The 19272-nt window shown below is 65.1% G+C and carries 17 protein-coding genes; 10 read left to right on the forward strand and 7 right to left on the reverse strand.

From position 1 onward, the window contains the following. Window positions 1-2 precede the first annotated feature (2 nt). The 7 genes from AB4118_RS17095 to AB4118_RS17125 form a co-directional block, all read right to left on the reverse strand. Window positions 3-809 (reverse strand): carbon-nitrogen hydrolase family protein, encoded by an 807-nt coding sequence (locus AB4118_RS17095; RefSeq protein WP_441490860.1) that lies wholly within the window; start codon window positions 807-809, stop codon window positions 3-5. Between the two features lie 144 nt (window positions 810-953). Continuing rightward, complete coding sequence (locus AB4118_RS17100) at window positions 954-1841, reverse strand: LysR family transcriptional regulator (RefSeq protein WP_441490861.1); 888 nt, start codon at window positions 1839-1841, stop codon at window positions 954-956. A 215-nt stretch (window positions 1842-2056) separates the two neighbouring features. After that, window positions 2057-3556, reverse strand: coding sequence for a M81 family metallopeptidase (locus tag AB4118_RS17105; protein ID WP_441490862.1), 1500 nt, complete (start codon window positions 3554-3556; stop codon window positions 2057-2059). 64 nt (window positions 3557-3620) lie between these two features. Continuing rightward, a complete protein-coding gene (locus AB4118_RS17110) occupies window positions 3621-4466 on the reverse strand; it encodes an ABC transporter permease (RefSeq protein ID WP_441490863.1) in 846 nt (281 codons plus the stop codon). Continuing rightward, window positions 4463-5395, reverse strand: coding sequence for an ABC transporter permease (locus AB4118_RS17115; RefSeq protein WP_441490864.1), 933 nt, complete (start codon window positions 5393-5395; stop codon window positions 4463-4465). The genes AB4118_RS17110 and AB4118_RS17115 overlap by 4 nt, the downstream gene beginning before the upstream one ends. A 36-nt stretch (window positions 5396-5431) precedes the next feature. Continuing rightward, the gene (locus AB4118_RS17120) at window positions 5432-7015 is read right to left on the reverse strand and encodes an ABC transporter substrate-binding protein (RefSeq protein ID WP_441490865.1); all 1584 of its coding nucleotides are present in this window, start codon (window positions 7013-7015) and stop codon (window positions 5432-5434) included. 41 nt (window positions 7016-7056) lie between these two features. Then, window positions 7057-7935, reverse strand: coding sequence for a MurR/RpiR family transcriptional regulator (locus AB4118_RS17125; protein WP_113519031.1), 879 nt, complete (start codon window positions 7933-7935; stop codon window positions 7057-7059). A gap of 153 nt (window positions 7936-8088) precedes the next feature. On the opposite strand from AB4118_RS17125, the gene AB4118_RS17130 reads away from it, so the two are divergent. The 10 genes from AB4118_RS17130 (at window position 8089) to AB4118_RS17175 (ending at window position 19051) form a co-directional block, all read left to right on the forward strand. Beyond that, entirely contained in the window at window positions 8089-9354 is a 1266-nt protein-coding gene (locus AB4118_RS17130) for an NAD(P)/FAD-dependent oxidoreductase (protein WP_441490866.1), read from the forward strand. Window positions 9355-9601: 247 nt separating this feature from the next. After that, entirely contained in the window at window positions 9602-10378 is a 777-nt protein-coding gene (locus tag AB4118_RS17135) for a DeoR/GlpR family DNA-binding transcription regulator (RefSeq protein WP_441490867.1), read from the forward strand. A gap of 33 nt (window positions 10379-10411) precedes the next feature. Beyond that, window positions 10412-12067, forward strand: a complete 1656-nt coding sequence (gene glpD / locus AB4118_RS17140) for a glycerol-3-phosphate dehydrogenase (protein WP_441490868.1) — start codon at window positions 10412-10414, stop codon at window positions 12065-12067. A 123-nt stretch (window positions 12068-12190) separates the two neighbouring features. Beyond that, window positions 12191-13684, forward strand: coding sequence for a carboxypeptidase M32 (locus tag AB4118_RS17145; RefSeq protein WP_441490869.1), 1494 nt, complete (start codon window positions 12191-12193; stop codon window positions 13682-13684). Between the two features lie 111 nt (window positions 13685-13795). Continuing rightward, entirely contained in the window at window positions 13796-14587 is a 792-nt protein-coding gene (locus AB4118_RS17150) for a DeoR/GlpR family DNA-binding transcription regulator (RefSeq protein WP_069880992.1), read from the forward strand. Between the two features lie 131 nt (window positions 14588-14718). After that, window positions 14719-15708 (forward strand): phosphate/phosphite/phosphonate ABC transporter substrate-binding protein, encoded by a 990-nt coding sequence (phnD, locus tag AB4118_RS17155; protein ID WP_441490870.1) that lies wholly within the window; start codon window positions 14719-14721, stop codon window positions 15706-15708. A gap of 23 nt (window positions 15709-15731) precedes the next feature. Beyond that, entirely contained in the window at window positions 15732-16529 is a 798-nt protein-coding gene (gene phnC / locus AB4118_RS17160) for a phosphonate ABC transporter ATP-binding protein (protein ID WP_441491069.1), read from the forward strand. Then, window positions 16526-17335 (forward strand): phosphonate ABC transporter, permease protein PhnE, encoded by an 810-nt coding sequence (phnE, locus tag AB4118_RS17165; protein ID WP_441490871.1) that lies wholly within the window; start codon window positions 16526-16528, stop codon window positions 17333-17335. Before phnC ends, phnE (AB4118_RS17165) begins: the two co-directional genes overlap by 4 nt. Beyond that, the gene (phnE, locus tag AB4118_RS17170) at window positions 17332-18171 is read left to right on the forward strand and encodes a phosphonate ABC transporter, permease protein PhnE (RefSeq protein ID WP_244523542.1); all 840 of its coding nucleotides are present in this window, start codon (window positions 17332-17334) and stop codon (window positions 18169-18171) included. The genes phnE (AB4118_RS17165) and phnE (AB4118_RS17170) overlap by 4 nt, the downstream gene beginning before the upstream one ends. Beyond that, window positions 18149-19051, forward strand: coding sequence for a TIGR01459 family HAD-type hydrolase (locus AB4118_RS17175; protein ID WP_441490872.1), 903 nt, complete (start codon window positions 18149-18151; stop codon window positions 19049-19051). Before phnE (AB4118_RS17170) ends, AB4118_RS17175 begins: the two co-directional genes overlap by 23 nt. Window positions 19052-19272 lie beyond the last annotated feature (221 nt).

Consider the following 19272-nt stretch of genomic DNA (forward strand, 5'->3'; position numbering starts at 1 on the left):
GGTCAGCCGATGACGTGATGATTGGCGACGGGGACCGCAGCGCGGACCTTGGCGGTGTAGTCGAAATCGAGCCTGGCGCTCGTCGTGCCGATACCGTCGGAAGCCTGGGCGGCGATATGGCCCCAGGGGTTGATGACCATGGAATGGCCGTAGCAGGCGTTCTTGCCCTGCGCATGGGTGCCGGTCTGTCCGGTCGCCAGGAACCAGGTCTGCGTCTCGGCCGCGCGGGCCCGGGCCAGCAGTTCCCAATGGTCCTTGCCGGTCATCAGGGTGAAGGCGGCGGGCAGCACGATCAGATCGGAACCGGCGTCGCGCAGCTTGCGGAAGAGCTCCGGGAACCGGATGTCGTAGCAGATGGCGCAGCCGACCGTGGCGTCCCCGACCTTATAGGTCACGACCTCCTTGCCACGCGAGACCATGTTGGACTCACGGTAGCTCGAGCCGCCGGGAGCATCGACATCGAACAGGTGGATCTTGCGGTAATGCGCGATCTGCTTGCCATCGGGACCGAAGACGAGGGTCGCATTGAAATAGTCGTCACCGTCGCGCTCGCAGACGCTGCCGGCATGGATGGTGACGCCGTGCTTCTCGGCCAGGCCCGACATCAGGCGATAGCTCTCGCCGTTCGGAAAGGTCTCGGCGCTCTCGCGCATCGCCGCCGGACTGCCGTCCAGGAAGGCGTAGTATTCCGGCAGTACGATGAGATCGGGATGGTCCTCGGCGACGACCTTCTCGATCATGGCCCGGGCCGTCTTGAGGTTCGCGGACTTGTCGTCCTGCGAGTTCATCTGGATGAGCGAGACTTTCAACGGCGTTCTCCCTGCAGGTGTTGCCGCAGCAGAACAAACGCGAGCCGGCCCGGCAAACGCGAAATTCTTGTTCGCCTCGACAAGAATTGCTTATGAGAACGCCAGCGCCATGCCCTGCCGTTTCCTTGGGCATCCGCCGTATGGTCAGTTGGAGGCCGCGATCTCGACGGCCATGTCCGCGATCAGCGCCGGTAATGTGTTGCCCGGATCATCGGCGAAAACCGCATGGAAATTCAGCGGCGGCAAGCGCGCATCGACATCGAGAACGCGTAGATCACCCGTCTCCAGGAACTCCTGCACGACGACGCGCGGCAGCACGGCGATGCCGACGCCGTCGCGGATCAGCCGCGTGATGGTGGCGAGCGAGTTGGAGTTGAAGATGCGGATCGCGCTGGGGTCAACTCCCGCCGTTTCGATCACCCGCAGCACGGCCTGATGCGGTTGGGAGCCCTTTGAATAGGCAAAGATCGGATAGTCGACGAGATCGGCGATCGCGAGCCTGCCGGGCTTGAGGGGCAGCTTCGGCGAGGCGATCCAGAGGCATTCGAAGGTGCAGAGCTCGATATTGCGGATATGGGGAGCGACGACCGGCCCCATGACCAGGCCGAGATCGATCTGACCGTCCTGGATCTGGCGCGCCAGGTTCAGGCTGGTGTCGACGTTCAGGTCGATCGTGACGTTCGGATAGGCTTCCTTCACGCGCTCGATCAGCCGCGGCAGCCAGGCATACACGACAGAATCGATCGCGCCGATCAGCACCGTCCCGCGCTCATTGCTGGCGTCGCCGATCGTGCGCTGGAAGTCATTGACCATGCGCACGATCGCTTCCGCCTGCGCCAGGGCGCGCTGGCCGTGCGGTGTCAGGCTGACATTGCGCAGGTCGCGCTCGAACAGGCGGACGCCGAGATCACGCTCCAGGGTGGCGATGCGGTTGGAGACCGACGCCTGCGTGGTGCAGAGCTTGTCCGCAGCGACGGAAAAGCTGCGCAGCCTTGCAACCCAGACGAAGGTTTCCAGGAATTTCAGATTCACGTTGGGCCAGCCCTCATCCGCCTTGGTCACCCATCGACCATGCGAGCGCAACCGGCAAGCAACCGATGCGCGTGACATGAAGACCGATACAGCCGGACCATAGCGACCCGGTGGCGGGATGGCACGCAGGGATGCCGCTGGCGGGCCGCCAGCTGGCCCCGGAGTTGCGTGTCGCCGCTCCGAGGGACAGTGAGGCGCCGCGCCCTTATCTCAGGTCAGCCGGCGAGCTGCATGTCGCGGTCGAGCGGGAAGATCGGCCGGCGGACATGCTTGTAGGGCAGCTTGGTCAGGTCGGGCGTGCAGAGTGCACCGCTGTCGCAGACCACGACCTTGCCGGCGATCGGCTCGAAGGCGGCACGGAAATGCTGCATGGATTTCAGCCCGACCACCCGTTTCGCAACCGGGTCGATCCCGAAGGCGCGGAACTGCTGCAGGTCGAGCATCTGGGCCGGGAAGGTAGCAACGAGGATGTCGATGCCGCCGACACGCAGCACGGCAGTCGTGCCCCAGCTTCCCTTCAGCCCGCCGAGCATCGGCCCGTCACCGACGAAGTCGCCATCGCTCAACAAGAGAAGCGTGCCTTCGAGCGCAAGCGGTGCGCCCCCGACGCGCGGATCGGTCTTGCCGCCGAGCCGGATCGAGACGCGGTCACCGACCGCGTGGCGATGCAGCTCCTCGGCGGCTTCCGGATCGATGATCGGGCCGAAGCAGGCATCCTGGACGTCGGCCGCGATCATCGCGCGCAGCAATTCGGTGGAGTCGCCATAGCCGCCGCCGCCCGGATTATCCGCGTAATCGGCAATGACCAGCGGGCCGTCCTTGGAGTCGAAGGCATTGGCCTGCCGGGCCGCCTCCTCGACCGTGAGATAGGTGTTCACGCTCTCGAAGCGCCGCGTCCACATGTCATGGACAAGCTCCTCGGCGAAGGCGTGGTGGGCGGACAGATCCCCCTGCCCCGTCACCAGGACGGTCGGGCCGACCTCCTCGATATCGGCATTGCCGAAGGCGCCGTTGACGCTGACGGCGAAGACATCGGGCTTCTGCTCATAGGCACGTGCCCGCGCGATGCGCTCGACCATCGGCCCGATATCGGTGCGCCCGCCATTGATCTCTTCGAGCATCGGGCGATGGGCGCGAATGGTGACCGGCCTGATTTCGCCGGTCATGGCGCGCTGCAGAATGCCGGCGGCCTGCCTGGCGCAGTCGCGCACATCGACATGCGGATAGGTCTTGTAGGCGACGATGATGTTGGCGAGCGCGGCCATCTTGGGGGTGACATTCGCATGCGGATCGAGCGTGATGCCGATCGGCAGGTCCGGCCCGACCACGGCGCGCAGACGCTCCAGCAGTTCGCCCTCGCCATCCTGGTCGAACTCGGTGACCATGGCGCCGTGCAGGCCGAGCAGGATGCCGTCCAGCCGGTCCTTGTTCTGCCTTGCGGCCTCGATGATGACGCTGGCGATCCGCTCATAGGCATCGCGCGTCACGGGCCCGCAGGGCTGCGCCGAGGCGCTGATCGTGTGGATCACCGTCCAGCCATTGGGGCGGCCGATATCGAGGAAGCCGGCGATCGGCGTGTTCGCCTCGCTGCGGGCCGCAACGGCCTCGTCGCCAAGCTGGATATTGCGGGACGCGAAGGCGGCGTAATCGGCCGGCTTGCGGCTGAACGTATTGCTCTCATGCGAGAATTCGGCGGTCAGGACAGTGAAGGACATGGCGCTTCCTCATACGTTTCTTCTGGCGGATCGGAACGGACAGAGAGCGGCGAGCGGCATGGTCTCAGCCGTCCCGCAGCGGCCGGCGGATATCGAGCGCCTCGATCAGCGCATCGCCGAACAGGTTGATGGCGATGACCGTCGCCGCGATGACGAGGCCGGGAAATATGATGATCCAGGGTGCGATGAAGATCTGCGCCGTACCGGAGCTCATCATCGCCCCCCAGCTCGGCAGGGGCGGCTGAGCGCCCAGGCCGAAGAAGCCGAGCGTAGCCTCGAGAACGATGGCATCGCCCGTTGCCAGCATTCCCGCCACGATCACCGGCGTGATCGCATTCGGCAGCAGATGACAGAACAGGATGCGGGCCGGGCTGGCGCCGATATTGATCGATGCCTCGATGAAGACTTCGTTCTTCAGGGTCATCACCTGCGCCCGCGTCAGGCGCGTGAACTGGGCGAGATAGGCGATGCCGATCGCGATGGCCGTGCTGTGCAGACCCGGACCGAGAATGGCGATCAGGATCAGCGCCAGCAGGATTTCCGGGAACGACCAGGTCAGATCGACGATGACGGTGACGATCCCGTCGAAGACGCCGCCGAAATAACCCGCGGCTGCGCCGAGCGATGCGCCGACGGCGACCGAGAGCGAGATAGACAGCACGCTGACGCTGAGCGAGGTGCGCGCGCCCTGGATGATGCGGGAGAGCAGGTCGCGTCCGAATTCGTCGGTGCCGAGCCAGTGCGCGGCCGAGGGTGGCGAATTGGCCAGGCTCAGATTCTGGCTCGCATAGTCATAGGGGGCGATCCAGTAGGCGAGCAGCGCGCAGAGCACGAGCCCGAGGAGGAAGAGCGCGCTGAGCGCTCCCCGTGGCGAACGCGCGATCCGCGCGGGCAGCGAAGACCGGCTCATCGGGCACCCATCACTTCGCGCAGCCGCGGATCCATGGCTGCCTGGACAAGGTCGCCGAGCAGCGTGCCGAGCATCACCGCGATGGCGAGCATCAACAGGCAGCCCTGGACGAGCGGATAATCGCGCTGGCCGAGCGCGGTGATCAGCAGCGATCCCAGCCCCGGCCGAGCGAAGACGAACTCGACCGTGACCGCGCCGCCGAGGATCCAGCCGATGCGCAGGCCAAGGATGGTGGCGACCGGCATCAACGCATGCTGCAGGACATGGCGGAGCTGGATGCGCCAGAACGGCAATCCCTTGGCGTAGAGCACGCGAACGAAGTCGCGATTGGCCGTCTCGATCATCGCCGCACGGGTGACGCGGGCGATCAGCGCAGTGCCGCCGATGCCGATGGTCAGCACGGGCAGGACGAGCGCCTCCCAGCTGCGCGCACCGGAGACCGGGAACCACTCGAACTGGACCGCGAACATCAGGATCATCAGCAGCCCGAGCCAGAAGCTCGGAAGGGTCGAGCCGAGCAGGATCAGCCCCATCACGGCCCGGTCGAACAGGCTGTCGCGAAAGGAGGCGGCGAGCACGCCGACCGTGATGCCGATGATCGTGGAGAACATGAAGGCGAGCCCGCCGAGAGCAAGGCTGTGCGGCAGGTTCTCGGCGATCAGCTTCGCCACCGGCTGGCGCAGCACGATCGCATCACCAAGGTCGCCGGTGACGACCTTGCCGAGCCAGCGCAGATATTGGGCAATGAGGGGCTGATCCAGCCCGTATCGCGCAATCATCTGCGCCTGCTGCTCGGGCGACGACCCGACCTGGATGATGTGGTCGAGCGGGTCGCCCGGCACGAGATGGATGATCAGGAAGATCACCAGCGACACGGCCAGGAAAACCGGCACGAGCAGAAGCAGTCGCTTGATCGCGAATTGAAGCACGGCGCCCTCTCCCGCTCGAACCGGTCCGCGAACCCGTCAGTTGACGGGTTCGATATCGACGATCGACTGGCTCGACAGACCCGAACCGCGGATCTTCTCCGGCATGGTGACGCGCTTGCCGTGAGCAAAGAGCTGGACCGGCTGGTAGATCGGCGCGAACGGATACTGGGACAATACGTATTCGTGGTACTTGGTGAAGTTGACGACGCGCTCATCCCAATTGCGCGACTTGTTCATTGCGATGTCGTTCAGCTTCTCGGCCTCGGGATCGTTGAACATCGAGACATTGGGATAGCCGAGGCGCTTGGCGCTGAAGAACCAGTCGACGATATCGGCATTGGTCCAGAGATAGGCGCGGACCGCGAGCTGGTGGTCGGTCTTCTTGCGGTATTGCGAATTGATCGTGCTGGAATCGAGGATCGTGATGTCGGCTTGCATGCCGACCGCCTTGAGCTGGGCTTGAAGAACCTCGGCCAGTCGCTTGAATTCCGTGCCATTCTGGGCCCAGAACTTGACCTGGAGCGGCTTGCCGTCCTTGACGCGGATACCGTTGGGGCCGAGCTTCCAGCCGGCCTCGTCGAAAAGCCGCTTCGAGCGCTCGGGGTCGTAGCTGATCTTGTATTTCGGATCGACCTTAGACTCCTGCAGCGAGGAGATCAGGAAGGTGTCGGCCACTTCGCCGAGCCCGCCATAGAGGCTCTTCATGATCTCCGCCTGGTTCACGGCGAAGGCGGTCGCCTCGCGAACCTTGATGTCGGTGAAGGGCTCCACGCTGGTGTTGATCGGCATGTAGACCAGCTCGGTGCCCGGGATGGTCACCACCTTGATCGACTTGTCCGCCTGCATGCGCGGCAGGAAGTCCGTGGGGACGGCGACGATCAGGTCGGCGCCACCGGTCTTCAGCTCGAGATAGGCGGTCGATTCCTCTGCGATCTCACGAAAGGTCAGCTTCTTGAACTTGGCCGGCCCCTGGTTCTTCGAAAGGTCGGAGGCCCAGGCATAGTCGTCATTGCGGACCAGCACGGTCTGCTGGCCGACCGTGAACTGCTGCAGCTTGTAGGGGCCGGTGCCGACGGCCTCGCTGACGCCGAACTTGTCGCCGAGCGCCTGATAGGATTTCGGCTCGGGAATGCACATGAACGAGCTCGCGAGGTTCGAGAGCAGGTTCGGGTCAGGGTTCTTCATGTGGAAGCGCACGGTGAGGTCGTCGATGACCTCGACGCGCTCGATCGCCTCGACGGTGAAGGCGTTCTCGGTGCCCTTGAACTGCGGCACCCACCATTCGATCGTCTTGGCGTTGAAGGGCTCGCCATTGTGGAACTTCACGCCGGGCTTGAGCTTGAAGGTCCATTGCTTGCCGTCGGCCGAAGTCTCCCACGACGTCGCAAGCTGACCGTGGAAGCTCTGGTCGGCATCCTGAAGGACCAGCCGGTCATAGATCAGCGTTGTCGCCGTGTTCAGCTTCGTCGCCTTGATCGGATTGTAGGTCGGCGCGCCGACCCAGCGTGCCGTCAGCACGAAGGTCGCTTCCTGCGCGACGACAGCCGACAACGCCCCCGAGATCGCCGTCCCGGCCAGCGCGAGAGCCAACGCGGCTCCCCTCACCTTCATCTTCGTCATGACGCCATTCCCCTCTTTTTTGATTGATGTTGGGTCTTCGTTCACTCGACGGGGCCTGAACCATCCCCCACATGCCCCGTGAATCGGCTGTAGAGCGTCGCCATCCTGTTCAGGCGCTCCTCGACGGACGGGCCGAGCTCGATGAAGACGCTGTTGACCAGGAGACTGCCGAGGCTCGCCATCTGCGCGGTCGAGTCCCAGAACTGGTTGAACTCGGTCGAAACCACGAGAACCTCGTCGACGAGGTCCCGGCCCCAGTCGCAGAACGCGTCGGTCACGAGCGTGGTCCGGATGCCGGCCTGCTTGGCTTCGCGGGCCAGCAGCTTGGCCATGCGCGAGTAGCGGCGGGCCTCGAAGATCACGAGACAGGGCGACGGCCCGCCTGAAAGCAGCAGCTCGGCGAAATTGCCACCTGCAAGATCGATGAGATGGACGCCCTCGCGTAGGTACTGGAGCTGGTTGGCGAGATACTGGGCGAGGCCCCGCTCCGTCTGGAAGCCCGTGACATAGACGGCCGAAGCCGCGGCAAGCCGCCTGGCGACCCGCTTCCATTCATCCGTCTGGGCCAGCTCGTAGATGGCCACTAGGCCGGAGATCTCGAGCTGCAGGCCGCGGGCGAGCTGATCCTCGCCGGCCAGGCTGCGCTGCTGGAAATCGCGCAGCCGGTCGCTGATCAGCCAGGGCCGGTCGCCGATATCCTGCCTGAGCTGTTCCTTGAGATCCTTGAAGCTCTTGTAGCCGAGCGAACGACAGAAGCGCCCAACCGTCGGCTCGCTGACCTCGACCTTTTCGGCCAGGCTCCCGGCTGTTTCGAACGGCACGCTGTTCAGGCGCGCCAGCATGTAGCTCGCCAGCGCCTTGTCGGCCTTGGAGCCGTCCTCAAGGCAAGCCTGCAGTCTCTGGCGCAGCGTCTGGGTCATGGGTTTGCCCGGTTGATGGCGCAATCAAGAAATTTTTCTTTCATAGTGTCAAACGATTTTTCTTTTCTTGCATATCGCTGAAAAATGAGGCTTCTCGAACGGGTCGCCCGGCCTTCGGGTCGAGCGCGACGCGAGTGATGCTGCCGAGGAGCGATGGGCCAAACGATCAAGCAATCCGACGTCATCGTGCTGGGCGCGGGCATCGTCGGAGTCAGCGTGGCCCTGCATCTGCAGGCGCGTGGTCGCGCGGTGACGCTGATCGACAAGGGCTTGCCCGGCGCCGAAACGAGTCACGGCAATGCCGGCCTGATCGAGCGTTCCTCGGTGATTCCCTATGCCTTCCCGCGGGACCTCTCCACGATCCTGGCCTATGCCTCGAACCGCTCGGTCGCGGTCCGCTATCAGCCGGATTTCCTGGCGCAGATTCTGCCCTGGCTCGCCCGGTACTGGTGGCACTCGGCAAGCGAGCGGTTGAACCGCGCCGCCCGGGAGATGCTGCCGCTGATCGAGCGCTGCATCGGCGAGCATGAGCATTTCGCGGGGCCGGCCGAGGTCGAGCCGCTGATGCGTCGCGAAGGCTGGATCGAGTATTACCGGTCAGCGCGCAGCTTCGAACGTGCAGCCGAAGGCGCGGCCGAGCTTGGTCCGTTCCAACTGTCCTATGATGTCCTCGACAGGCAGGCGCTCAATCGCCGGGAGCCCGCCCTGCAGGGCGATATCGCCGGCGCACTGCACTGGCGCGATCCGGTCACCGTCAGCGATCCCGGCGCCGTGACCCGCGCCTATGCGAAGCTCTTTACGGCGCGTGGCGGCGAGCTCGTCACCGGCGATGCGAAGGGCCTGGAACAGAACGGCGCGACCTGGGCGATCACGACACCGCGTGCGCAGTATCGCGCCGGAGCGGCCGTCATCGCGCTCGGCCCCTGGTCGGACGATCTCTGCCGGCGTTTCGGCTATCGTTTCCCGCTCGCCTACAAGCGCGGGTACCACATGCATTACGAGGCGCAGGGCAATGCTGTGCTGAACCACCCGATCTGCGATGCCGAGGCCGGTTTCGTGCTGTCGCCGATGATGCGCGGCATCCGCCTGACCACAGGCATCGAACTCGCGGCCCGTGACGCCCCATCCGACACGCGGCAGATGAAGCAGGCGGAGCAGATCGCACGGCGCATCTTCCCGCTCGGCAAGGCGGTGGATCCCGCACCCTGGCGCGGGGCACGTCCGTGTCTGCCCGACATGAAGCCGATCATCGGCAAGGCGCCACGGCATGACGGGCTCTGGTTCACCTTCGGCCACGCGCATCACGGCTTTACGCTCGGGCCCGTCACCGGTCGCCTGCTCGGAGAAATGATGACCGGCGAAGAGCCGTTCACCGATCCGCGCCCCTACGCCGCCGAGCGCTTCACCCAACGTGGCTGAACAGAGATCCGAGGCTGCTCGGTTGCGCTGCGATCATGAGGCGGCCAGCAGCGCCTGGAGCGGCCGCGAAATGGCACCTATTCCGGCGCCAGCATCGGCGTCCTGATGCATGACAGCTCCGGGGCTCCCTCAAGATGTCGCTGATCCGGCAGGGCGAGTCTGGCGCAGCGTAATCAGGCATTCACATTTTGCGTGATTCTGTTGCAAACTGAAAGCTAATCGCAATCACACTTGCAGTGACAGGCTCATGGATCAGCTCAGCACCCCTCGGCAGGCCGAGATTCTGGTCACGGCGCGATTGCAAGGAAAGGTCGGCGTCGACGAACTGGCCGTTCGCTTCGATGTGAGCCCCCAGACGATTCGTAAGGACCTCAACGAACTGTGTGACCGCAGGCTGATGACCCGCATCCATGGCGGCGCCGTCATCGCTTCGGGGGTCGAGAACGTCGCCTACGAGGCCCGCCGCTTCATTGCGCAGGCCGAAAAGCGCGCCATCGGCGAAGCAGCCGCCCGGCTGATTCCCAACAACGCCTCGCTCTTCATCAATATCGGCACCACGACCGAGGAGGTCGCGCGCGCCTTGATGCAGCATGAGGACCTGATGGTCATCACCAACAACCTGAATGTCGCGACGCTGCTGTACCGGCAGCCCAGGATCGACGTGGTGTTGGCCGGCGGGCCGGTCCGGCGCACGGATGGCGGGTTGATCGGCTCGAGCACGGCCGAGTTCATCAGCCAGTTCAAGGTCGATTATGCCGTGATCGGAGCCTCGGCCATCGACGAGGACGGTGCGCTGCTCGATTTCGACTTCCGTGAGGTCAAGATCTCGCGCGCGATCATCGATAATGCACGGCGGGTGATGCTGGTTGCCGACCGGCTGAAACTGGAGCGGGCGGCACCGATCCGCATCGGGCACCTTTCCGAGGTCGATGTCTTCGTCACCGACGAACTGCCCTCGCCCGCGTTGCGAACCTTATGCAAAGGTGAAGCCGTCCAGCTCGTCGAAGTCGGCCGCCGGGATTGATCCGCATGGGCGCACTCGCCCCTAATCGGGCGAATGCGCCGTGCTGGCCGAGCCATTGCTTTCGCTTTTAGGTTCACCTATTCAAAAATCATCATCAAAGCGAAATCAAACCTGAAACGATCACCCGCCAGCCGGAGAGACGCCGTGACCGCCGTTCCCGAGATTGCCGCCCAGCCATATGATCTCGCGATCATCGGCGGTGGCGTGAATGGCTGCGGCATCGCGCGCGACGCATCCGGCCGCGGCGCTTCCGTCATCCTGTTCGAACAGAGCGACCTCGCCAGCGCGACCTCCTCGGCCTCGACCAAGCTGATCCATGGTGGTCTGCGCTATCTCGAGCATTACGAGTTCCGGCTGGTGCGCGAGGCGCTGATGGAGCGGGAGGTGCTCTGGCAGCTTGCGCCGCACATCATCCGGCCGCTGCGGTTCGTGCTGCCGCATCACAAGGGCCTGCGCCCGGCCTGGCTGCTGCGGCTTGGTCTCTTCCTCTATGACCATATCGGCGGCCGAAAACTCCTGCCGCCGACCAGCACTATCGACCTCCGGCACGCCCCGCAGGGCGAGCCGCTGAAGCCGGAACTGGTGAAGGCCTTCGAATACTCGGATTGCTGGGTCGAGGATTCGCGGCTCGTCGTGCTGAACGCAGCCGACGCGGCAGCGCGCGGCGCGGACATCCACACCCGCACGAAGGTGCTCCATGCCGAGCGCGAGGGTGACGCCTGGCGAATCACGACCGTGCGCGACGGCGTGCGCAACAGCGTCCGCGCCAAGGCCCTGGTGAATGCGGCCGGGCCCTGGGTCGGGCAGGTGCTGAACGGGATCGTCCGCTCGAACACGCAGGCCGCCGTGCGCATGGTCCAGGGCAGCCATATCGTGGTGCGCAAGCTCTACGAGCATGACCGCTGCTATATCTTCCAGAATTCCGACGGCCGGATCGTCTTCGCCATTCCCTATGAGCGCGACTTCACGCTGATCGGCACGACCGATCGCGACTACCACGGCGATCCCGCGACCGCGTCGGCCACGGCCGAGGAGATCGACTATCTCTGCGCGGCGGCAAGCGAGTATTTCAAGCAGCCGGTGACGCGTGAGGGCGTCGTCTGGACCTATTCCGGCGTTCGGCCGCTCTATGACGACGGCGCCTCGATGGCCCAGGAGGCAACGCGCGATTATGTCCTGACGCTCGACGCGCCCGAGAGGGAAGCGCCGCTATTGTCGGTCTTTGGCGGGAAGATCACCACCTATCGCCGGCTGGCGGAGGCTGCGATCGCGCGCCTGGCGCCGCATGCGGGCTGGGCGAAGCAGCCTGGCTGGACGGTCAGCGGCCCCTTGCCTGGCGGCGACTTTCCGGTCACCGGCTTCGATACGCTCGCAGCCTCGCTCAGTGCCGCGCATCCGTGGCTGCCGCGCGAGACCGTCACCCGGCTCACCCGTGCCTACGGCACCCGGGCCCGCGATATCCTTGATGGCACGGACTCGCTCGCGGACCTTGGCCAGCATTTCGGCGCCGATCTCTATGAGCGCGAAGTCCGCTACCTCATGCGTGCGGAATGGGCCGAGCGGGCCGAGGATGTGCTCTGGCGCCGGAGCAAGCTCGGGTTGAGGCTGTCGGAGGCTGGCGCCCGGACACTCGACGCCTTCATGACCGCGACCGCGGAAGCACGCTTCGCCCCTGCGACGCGAGGCTGATCTCCTGCAGTTCATCCATGGGCTTGTGAGGCGCCCGCCTGCTCCCGTGCGCTTGATCAAGCCCTGGGAATGACGCACCACTTTGCGCCCTGCCCTACGGCTACCGGATTGCGAGTTTCCGCCATGACTGCCTATGCCGAGCTTTCCGCCCATTTCGGCCGCGTCGCCGCCCTGTCCAATGCCATTGGCATCCTGCAATGGGACAATGACGCGATGATGCCGAAGGGAGCGGCCGATACGCGGGCCGAGAGCATGGCGTTGCTGCATGTGCTGCGCCACGGCATGGTGACCGAGCTGCGTATCAGCGACTGGCTGTCAGAAGCCGAGGCCGATACGACGCTTGGCGCCTGGGAGCGGGCGAATCTGCGCGAGATCCGGCGCAGCTGGACGGTCGAGACCGCGCTGCCCAGCGATCTGGTCGAAGCATCGAGCAAGGCAGTTTCGGCCTGTGAGATGCGCTGGCGCCAGGCCCGGGCCGATTCGGATTTTGCCGGCCTGCTGCCCTTTCTGGCCGAGGTGCTCAAGCTTCAGCGCGAGATCGGGCGGGCAAAGGGCGAGCGGCTCGGGCTCTCGCCCTATGATGCGCTGCTGAATGATTACGAGCCCGGCGGCCGCGCGCAGCGGATCGACGGGCTGTTCGACGATCTCGCCGCCTTCCTGCCGGGGTTCACGCAGGAGGCGCTGGCAGCGCAGGCCAGGCGGCCTGCCGCCCCGAGGCCGGAAGGGCCMTTTCCGATCGAGGCGCAGCGCCGGCTCGGCCTGAAGATGATGGCGGCGCTCGGCTATGATTTCGAGCGTGGCCGGCTCGACATCTCGACACATCCCTTCTGCGGGGGCGCCGACAATGATGTGCGTATCACCACCCGCTATGACGAGGCCGACTTCACCAAGGCCCTGATGGGCGTGTTGCACGAGACCGGTCATGCCCTCTACGAGCAGGGCCGCCCGCAAGCCTGGTTGAGCCAGCCGGTCAGCCATGCTCGCGGCATGAGCCTACACGAGAGCCAGTCGCTGCTGATCGAGATGCAGGCCTGCCGGAGCCATGAATTCATGAGCTTTGCGGCACCGCTGATGCGCGATGCCTTTGGCGCGAGCGGTGCGGCCTGGGACGCCGAGGCTCTGTGGCGCAATGCGACGCGGGTCCAGCCCGGCTTCATTCGCGTCGATGCCGACGAGGTCACCTATCCCGCCCATGTCATCCTGCGCTATCGGCTGGAGCAGGCCCTGATCGCGGACACCATGCCACTCTCGGAGCTGCCCTCGGCCTGGAACGAGCAGATGCGGCAGCTGCTCGGCATCACGCCCCCGGACGACCGGCTCGGCTGCTTGCAGGACGTGCACTGGCCGAGCGGCGGCTGGGGCTATTTCCCGACCTATACGCTCGGTGCGATGACGGCTGCGCAGATCTTCGACGCAGCTTGCCGGGCGCAGCCGGAGATCCTGCCCGCCATCGGACGCGGCGACTTCTCCCCGCTCCTCGACTGGTTGCGGGTCAACATCCACAGCCAGGGTTCGCTCTACGAGACGGACGAGTTGCTGATCCGCGCCACCGGCCGCCCGCTCGATGCCGGAGTGTTCAAGGCGCATCTGCGTCGACGCTATGTCGGAGAAGGGTGACATCGCCCGCAATTGAGCTGGCAGAAATGTAAGATATCTTCCACAATCACGAACAGGCCGAGCGCGGCGCTCCTGCGCCCGGCTCTCTTCGTCCAAGTGCAAGAGGTCGACATGTCAGCGCGCGGCGCAGCCTCCCCGAAGCCCGCTGCCCTGACGCGCCGCCAACGCAGCGTGCTTGCGGCGGTCCAGGAACTCGGGTTCGTCACGATCGACGGGCTCGCAAGGGAATTCGAAGTGTCGAGCCAGACGATCCGGCGCGACATCATCAAGCTGCAGCAGGCCAATTACCTGCACCGCTTCCACGGCGGCGCCGGCCTGACGGACGGCACGTTCCGCCCCGGCTACGCGCAGAAACTGACGACGGCCCCCGCCGGCAAGGAGCGGATCGGCAGAGCGGTGGCGGAGATGATTCCCGACGGCGCATCGGTCTATCTCGATGTCGGAACTACGGTCGAAGCCGTCGCGCGGGCGCTTTTGAGCAAGATGACTCTGCGGATCATCACCTGCAGCGTCTCCGTCGCGATGATCTTCTGCTCCCATGGCAAGTTCGACGTGTTCGTGACGGGCGGCAGCGTCCGTGGCGCGAACGGCTCGCTCGTCGGCAGCGTCACCACCGAAAGCCTGAAGATGTTCAGGGTCGATTACGCGGTGATCGGCTTCGGCGGCTTCGACGATGACGGCGCGCCGATGGATTTCGATCTGGAGAAGATCGCGGTGCGGCAGGTGGCGCTGGCCCATTCCCGCCATGGAATCGCGGTCGCGGATGCCTCCAAGTTCGGAAAGGCCGGCGTTGCCCGCGTCGCGCCGCTCTCGGCCTTCCATGCTCTGGTGACCGATAACGAGCCGCCCAAGCCCCTGCGCCGCCTGTTCGACACGGCTGGCGTTCGCTGCGTCGTGGCATGATGCACGATTTGAGAGGATAGCCGGAAAAATCATGATTGCATGATCGTTCCCGCGCATTATGATCATTTCAGATCAACCGCACCGGCCGCTCAGGCCGCCAGAAGATGCGGCAGAGAATCTGGAGGGAACGGATGGTTCGGATTTCGCTGGCCGCGCTCGGCGCGGTAGCCATGGGGCTCGCCCTGGCATCGCCCGCCCATGCGCAGAGTTGCGCAAATCGCGGCACGCTTGATGCGCGTTATTGCGATGCGGATAACGATCTTCTCGCAGATACGCCGAGCGACAAGGCGCAACAGAAGAATCCGGATACGCTGGTTTTCTCCTACACCCCGGTCGAGGACCCGGCCGTGTACGAGAACGTCTTCTCCGACTTCCTGGCCCATCTCAGCAAGGTCACGGGCAAGCGCATCCGCTGGTTCTCGGCAGAATCCTACGCGGCCCAGATCGAGGCCATGCGCTCGGGCCGCCTGCATATCGCCGGCGTCGCCAGCGGCCCGACCCCGTTCGCGGTCAATCTTGCCGGCTTCGTCCCGATCGTCGCCATGGAGCGCCATGACGGCGGCGTCGGTTATACGCTGCAGCTGATCGTGCCGAAGGACAGCCCGATCAAAAGCATTGCCGATCTCAAGGGCAAACGCGTCGCCCATGTCGCGCCCTCCTCAAATTCCGGCGACACCGCGCCGCGCGTCCTGTTCAAGGACAAGGGCGTCGAGCCGGGCAAGGACTATGAGGTGCTGTACTCCGGCAAACACGACAACTCGATCATGGGCGTCGTGAACAAGGACTATGACGCCGCTCCTGTCGCATCGAGCGTGGTCGACCGCATGAGAGCCCGCGGCATGTTCAAGCCCGACGAGCTGCGCATCGTCTATGAATCGGCGCCCTTCCCGCGGACCGCTTTCGGCATTTCGCATGACCTCGCGCCCGAGCTGCAGGACAAGATCAAGCAGGCATTCGCGACCTTCGACTTCAAGAACTCCAAGTTGGCCAAGGAGTTCAAGGACGAGAAGGGCTTCAAGGCGTTGAGTTACAAGGCCGACTGGGCCGATATCCGGACGATCCAGCGGGATACCGGCATCGTCTATACCCAGGACGGCCTCTCCAAGCTGAAGCCGGATTGATGACAACCCCTTTCGGCACGCCGCTGCTGCGGATCGAGGCGCTCGAAAAAACCTACCCGACGGGCAAACGCGCCCTGGCTGGCGTCGATGTCACCATCGACCGTCCGCAGGTCGTCGCGATCATCGGCTCGTCGGGCGCGGGCAAGAGCACGCTGATCCGCTGTATCAACAGGTTGGTCGAGCCGACGGCCGGGCGCATCCTGCTCAATGGCGGGGATATCGTGGCTCTCGATCGCAAGGGGCTGCGAGCTGCGCGGCGGCGGATCGGCATGATCTTCCAGGAGTACAATCTGGTCGAACGGCTGACCGTGATGCAGAACGTGCTCTCGGGCCGGCTCGGCTATGTCGGCCTGATCGCTTCGCTGCGATACCGCTTTCCGCCGGAGGATATCCAGTCGGCCTTCGCGCTTCTCGACCGCGTCGGGCTCGACGGCTACCACAATCAGCGCGCCGACGCCCTGTCGGGCGGGCAGCGCCAGCGCGTCGGCATTGCACGCGCACTGATGCAACGGCCCGATCTGCTGCTGCTCGACGAGCCAACGGCCAGCCTAGACCCGAAGACCGCCCGCCAGATCATGCGGCTGGTGCGCGAACTGGTCTCCGAACGGCAAACGCCGGCGATCATCAATATCCACGACGTCGCGCTGGCAAAGGCCTATTCCGACCGCATCATCGGCCTGCGCGACGGCGTCGTCGTCTTCGACGACGGGCCGGCCGAACTGACGGACGAGGTTCTCTCGGTCATCTATGGCGACGAGGACTGGATCCTGCCTGGAGAGGGCGACGACGAACCCGCGCCGGCGCTTAGTTCAGCCTCATGAGCGCCACCGCCTCCCCCGCCTATCCGACCACATGGCGGCCGCCGAGCCTGTTCGGTAGCCGCCGGCGCCGATTCATCTTCTGGGCCGCGGTCGTCGCCTATGTGATCTGGTCGGTGTCCGACCTCAATATCGACGGCAACCGCATCCTCGCCGGCCTGCCGCGCGCGCTCGATATCTTCGCGCGCATGTTCCCGCCGGATTTTTCGCGCTGGGAAATGCTGCTCTCGGGCATGGTAGAGAGCATCCAGATCGCCATCGCCTCGACGATCGTCGGTGCCCTGCTCGCAATCCCGATCGGGCTGGCTGCCGCTGCCAATCTCTCGCCGCGCCCGCTCTATTTTCTGGCGCGCGGCTTCATCGTGATCGGGCGGACCTTCCATGAGGTCATCATCGCGATCTTCTTCGTGAAGCTGTTCGGCTTCGGCCCGGTCGCAGGGTTGCTGACGCTCGCTTTCTCCTCGGCGATCTTCCTCGGCAAGATGCTGGCCGAGGACATCGAGAACATGAAGGAAGGCCCGGTCGAGGCCATCCGTGCCACCGGGGCGAGTTTTGGCCAGGTCGTCGGCTACGCCGTGGTGCCGCAGGTCATGGTCAAGTCGCTCGGCGTGCTGATCTACCGGCTCGACGCCAATCTGCGCCATTCCACCGTCATCGGCATCGTCGGCGCCGGCGGCATCGGCCAGACGCTCTCGGCCTCGTTCTCCCGCTACGATTTCGATTTCTCGAGCGCCATCCTGCTCACCATCGCGGCGCTCGTTGCGCTCGGCGAGTGGTTCAGCGACTGGGCCCGGCGGAGGCTCAGGTGAAGGCGAATGCAAACCAGCGCCGGGATGGCGGGGCTCAGCCCAAGCGCATCTATCCCGACCAGTGGGAACGCCATACGCCGCGCGAACGGCTGACGCAGTGGCTCTGGCTCCTCGGCGGCGCATTCGCGGCCGTCTGGTCGGTTTCGGCACTCGACATCGAATGGGCCTTCTTCGCCGATGCGCATGAACAGGCGGCCGACCTGATCCAGCGGATGTGGCCACCGCGCTGGTCCTATCTGCCGGTTGTCGTGCGTCCGCTGATCGAGACGATCCATATCGCGACGCTCGGCACGATGATCTCGATCGTGCTCGCGCTGCCGGTCGCGTTCCTGGCCGCACGCAACACCACGCTGAACCAGGGAACCTGGCTTCTCGGGCGCGCAATCCTCGTGCTGTCGCGCTCGATCAACACGGTGATCTGGGGGCTTCTCTTCGTCGCCATCTTCGGCCCCGGCCCGGTTGCCGGCATCTGCGCGGTCGCAGCCCGCTCGGTCGGCTTCATCGCCAAGCTCGTCGCCGAAGCGATCGAGGAGGTCGAGGCCGGCCAGATCGAGGCGGTGGAGGCCACCGGCGCCGGCACCTTCCAGATCTACGGCATCGCCATCCTGCCCCAGATCCTGCCCGTTCTGATCGGCACATCGATCTATCGCTGGGACATCAATGTGCGGGAGTCGAGCGTGCTCGGCTTTGTCGGCGCCGGCGGCATCGGGCTTCTGCTCTACGCCTCGATCAACCAGTTCGCCTGGAGCCAGGTCCTGGTCATCCTCATTGCCATCCTGGCGATCATCATCATCAGCGAGGCGCTTTCCGCCTATGTCCGTTCACGTATCACCTGAAACCGGAGCCGCCGTCAGCCATCTCTCCGGCCTCGCCGAGGTCGCCCAGAGCTATGACGGCTTCCTGCTCGACCAGTGGGGGGTGCTGCATGACGGCACGACCCCCTATCCCGGCGCAGTCGACTGCCTGCAGAGGCTGCGCTCGGCGGGAAAGGCGATCATCATCCTCTCCAATTCCGGCCGTGGGGCTCGGGAAAACGAGGAGCTACTCGCCCGGATGGGCTTTGCCCGCGAGCTGTTCGACCATGTCGTTTCGGCCGGAGACGACGCCCGCGACGCGCTGCTGACCGAGCAGGATCCGTTCTATCGCGACCTCGGCCGCCGCTGCTTCCTGTTTGCGCGCGACGGCGAGGACCACCTGATCGAGGGTCTGGGCCTGACCAGGGTCGAGAGCACCGAGGCCGCCGACTTCCTGTTCATGCTGAGCATGAACCCGCCGCAGCAATCGCTGGCCGGCTGGCGCCCGGCGCTCGAGGCTGCAGTGGCCCGCGATCTGCCGATGATCTGCGGCAATCCCGATCTCTACCGCGTTCATGCCGATGGCACGCTGCATGAGGCGCCCGGACTTGTCGCCCGGTGCTATGCCGGGCTTGGCGGGCGGGTTCGCTATCACGGCAAACCCGAACCGCGCATCTATCGCAGCAGCCTGCAGCGGCTCGGCCTGGCTCCGCGGCGTGTGCTCGCGGTCGGCGACTCGCTTGAGCATGACGTCGCCGGCGCAACCGGTGCCGGAATCGATGTCGCCTTCATTGCCGGCGGCATTCATCGGCAGGATCTGGGTTGGCCGACACCGGATACGGTCGACCATGCGAGCTGCGCCAGGCTCTTTGCAACGGCCGGATGGATGCCCGGTTACGTCGTGCCCTCCTTCGCGTGGTGATTGCCGCGCCCTGACACGGCCGCTGCCAACCCCCGTCCACATCACCGCCAGACGATCCGTTGGCTCTCAGGCCATCGGCTTGCAGGCTGCCAAGCCCCGAGGGCCTGGCGGCGCGCGCCGTCATGCTCTCCGCGAAGCCGTCCCCCTCCTTCAGGTCAAGCTCCATCCGCTAGTCGGCCCGGGATTGGTGTACTAGTATACATGTCAAGGCCTCGGCGCGC

It is taken from the genome of Allobosea sp. 2RAB26, assembly GCF_052115465.1.
Lineage (GTDB): Bacteria > Pseudomonadota > Alphaproteobacteria > Rhizobiales > Beijerinckiaceae > Allobosea.

What these genes read in the sequence shown, in the direction of transcription:
- AB4118_RS17105 (WP_441490862.1), bottom strand. Translation starts at nt 3,556, where the DNA reads ATGTCCTTCACTGTCCTGACCGCCGAATTCTCGCATGAGAGCAATACG.
- AB4118_RS17110 (WP_441490863.1), bottom strand. Translation starts at nt 4,466, where the DNA reads ATGAGCCGGTCTTCGCTGCCCGCGCGGATCGCGCGTTCGCCACGGGGA.
- AB4118_RS17120 (WP_441490865.1), bottom strand. Translation starts at nt 7,015, where the DNA reads ATGACGAAGATGAAGGTGAGGGGAGCCGCGTTGGCTCTCGCGCTGGCC.
- AB4118_RS17125 (WP_113519031.1), bottom strand. Translation starts at nt 7,935, where the DNA reads ATGACCCAGACGCTGCGCCAGAGACTGCAGGCTTGCCTTGAGGACGGC.
- AB4118_RS17130 (WP_441490866.1), top strand. Translation starts at nt 8,089, where the DNA reads ATGGGCCAAACGATCAAGCAATCCGACGTCATCGTGCTGGGCGCGGGC.
- AB4118_RS17135 (WP_441490867.1), top strand. Translation starts at nt 9,602, where the DNA reads ATGGATCAGCTCAGCACCCCTCGGCAGGCCGAGATTCTGGTCACGGCG.
- glpD (WP_441490868.1), top strand. Translation starts at nt 10,412, where the DNA reads ATGCGCCGTGCTGGCCGAGCCATTGCTTTCGCTTTTAGGTTCACCTAT.
- AB4118_RS17150 (WP_069880992.1), top strand. Translation starts at nt 13,796, where the DNA reads ATGTCAGCGCGCGGCGCAGCCTCCCCGAAGCCCGCTGCCCTGACGCGC.
- phnD (WP_441490870.1), top strand. Translation starts at nt 14,719, where the DNA reads ATGGTTCGGATTTCGCTGGCCGCGCTCGGCGCGGTAGCCATGGGGCTC.
- phnE (WP_441490871.1), top strand. Translation starts at nt 16,526, where the DNA reads ATGAGCGCCACCGCCTCCCCCGCCTATCCGACCACATGGCGGCCGCCG.
- AB4118_RS17175 (WP_441490872.1), top strand. Translation starts at nt 18,149, where the DNA reads ATGTCCGTTCACGTATCACCTGAAACCGGAGCCGCCGTCAGCCATCTC.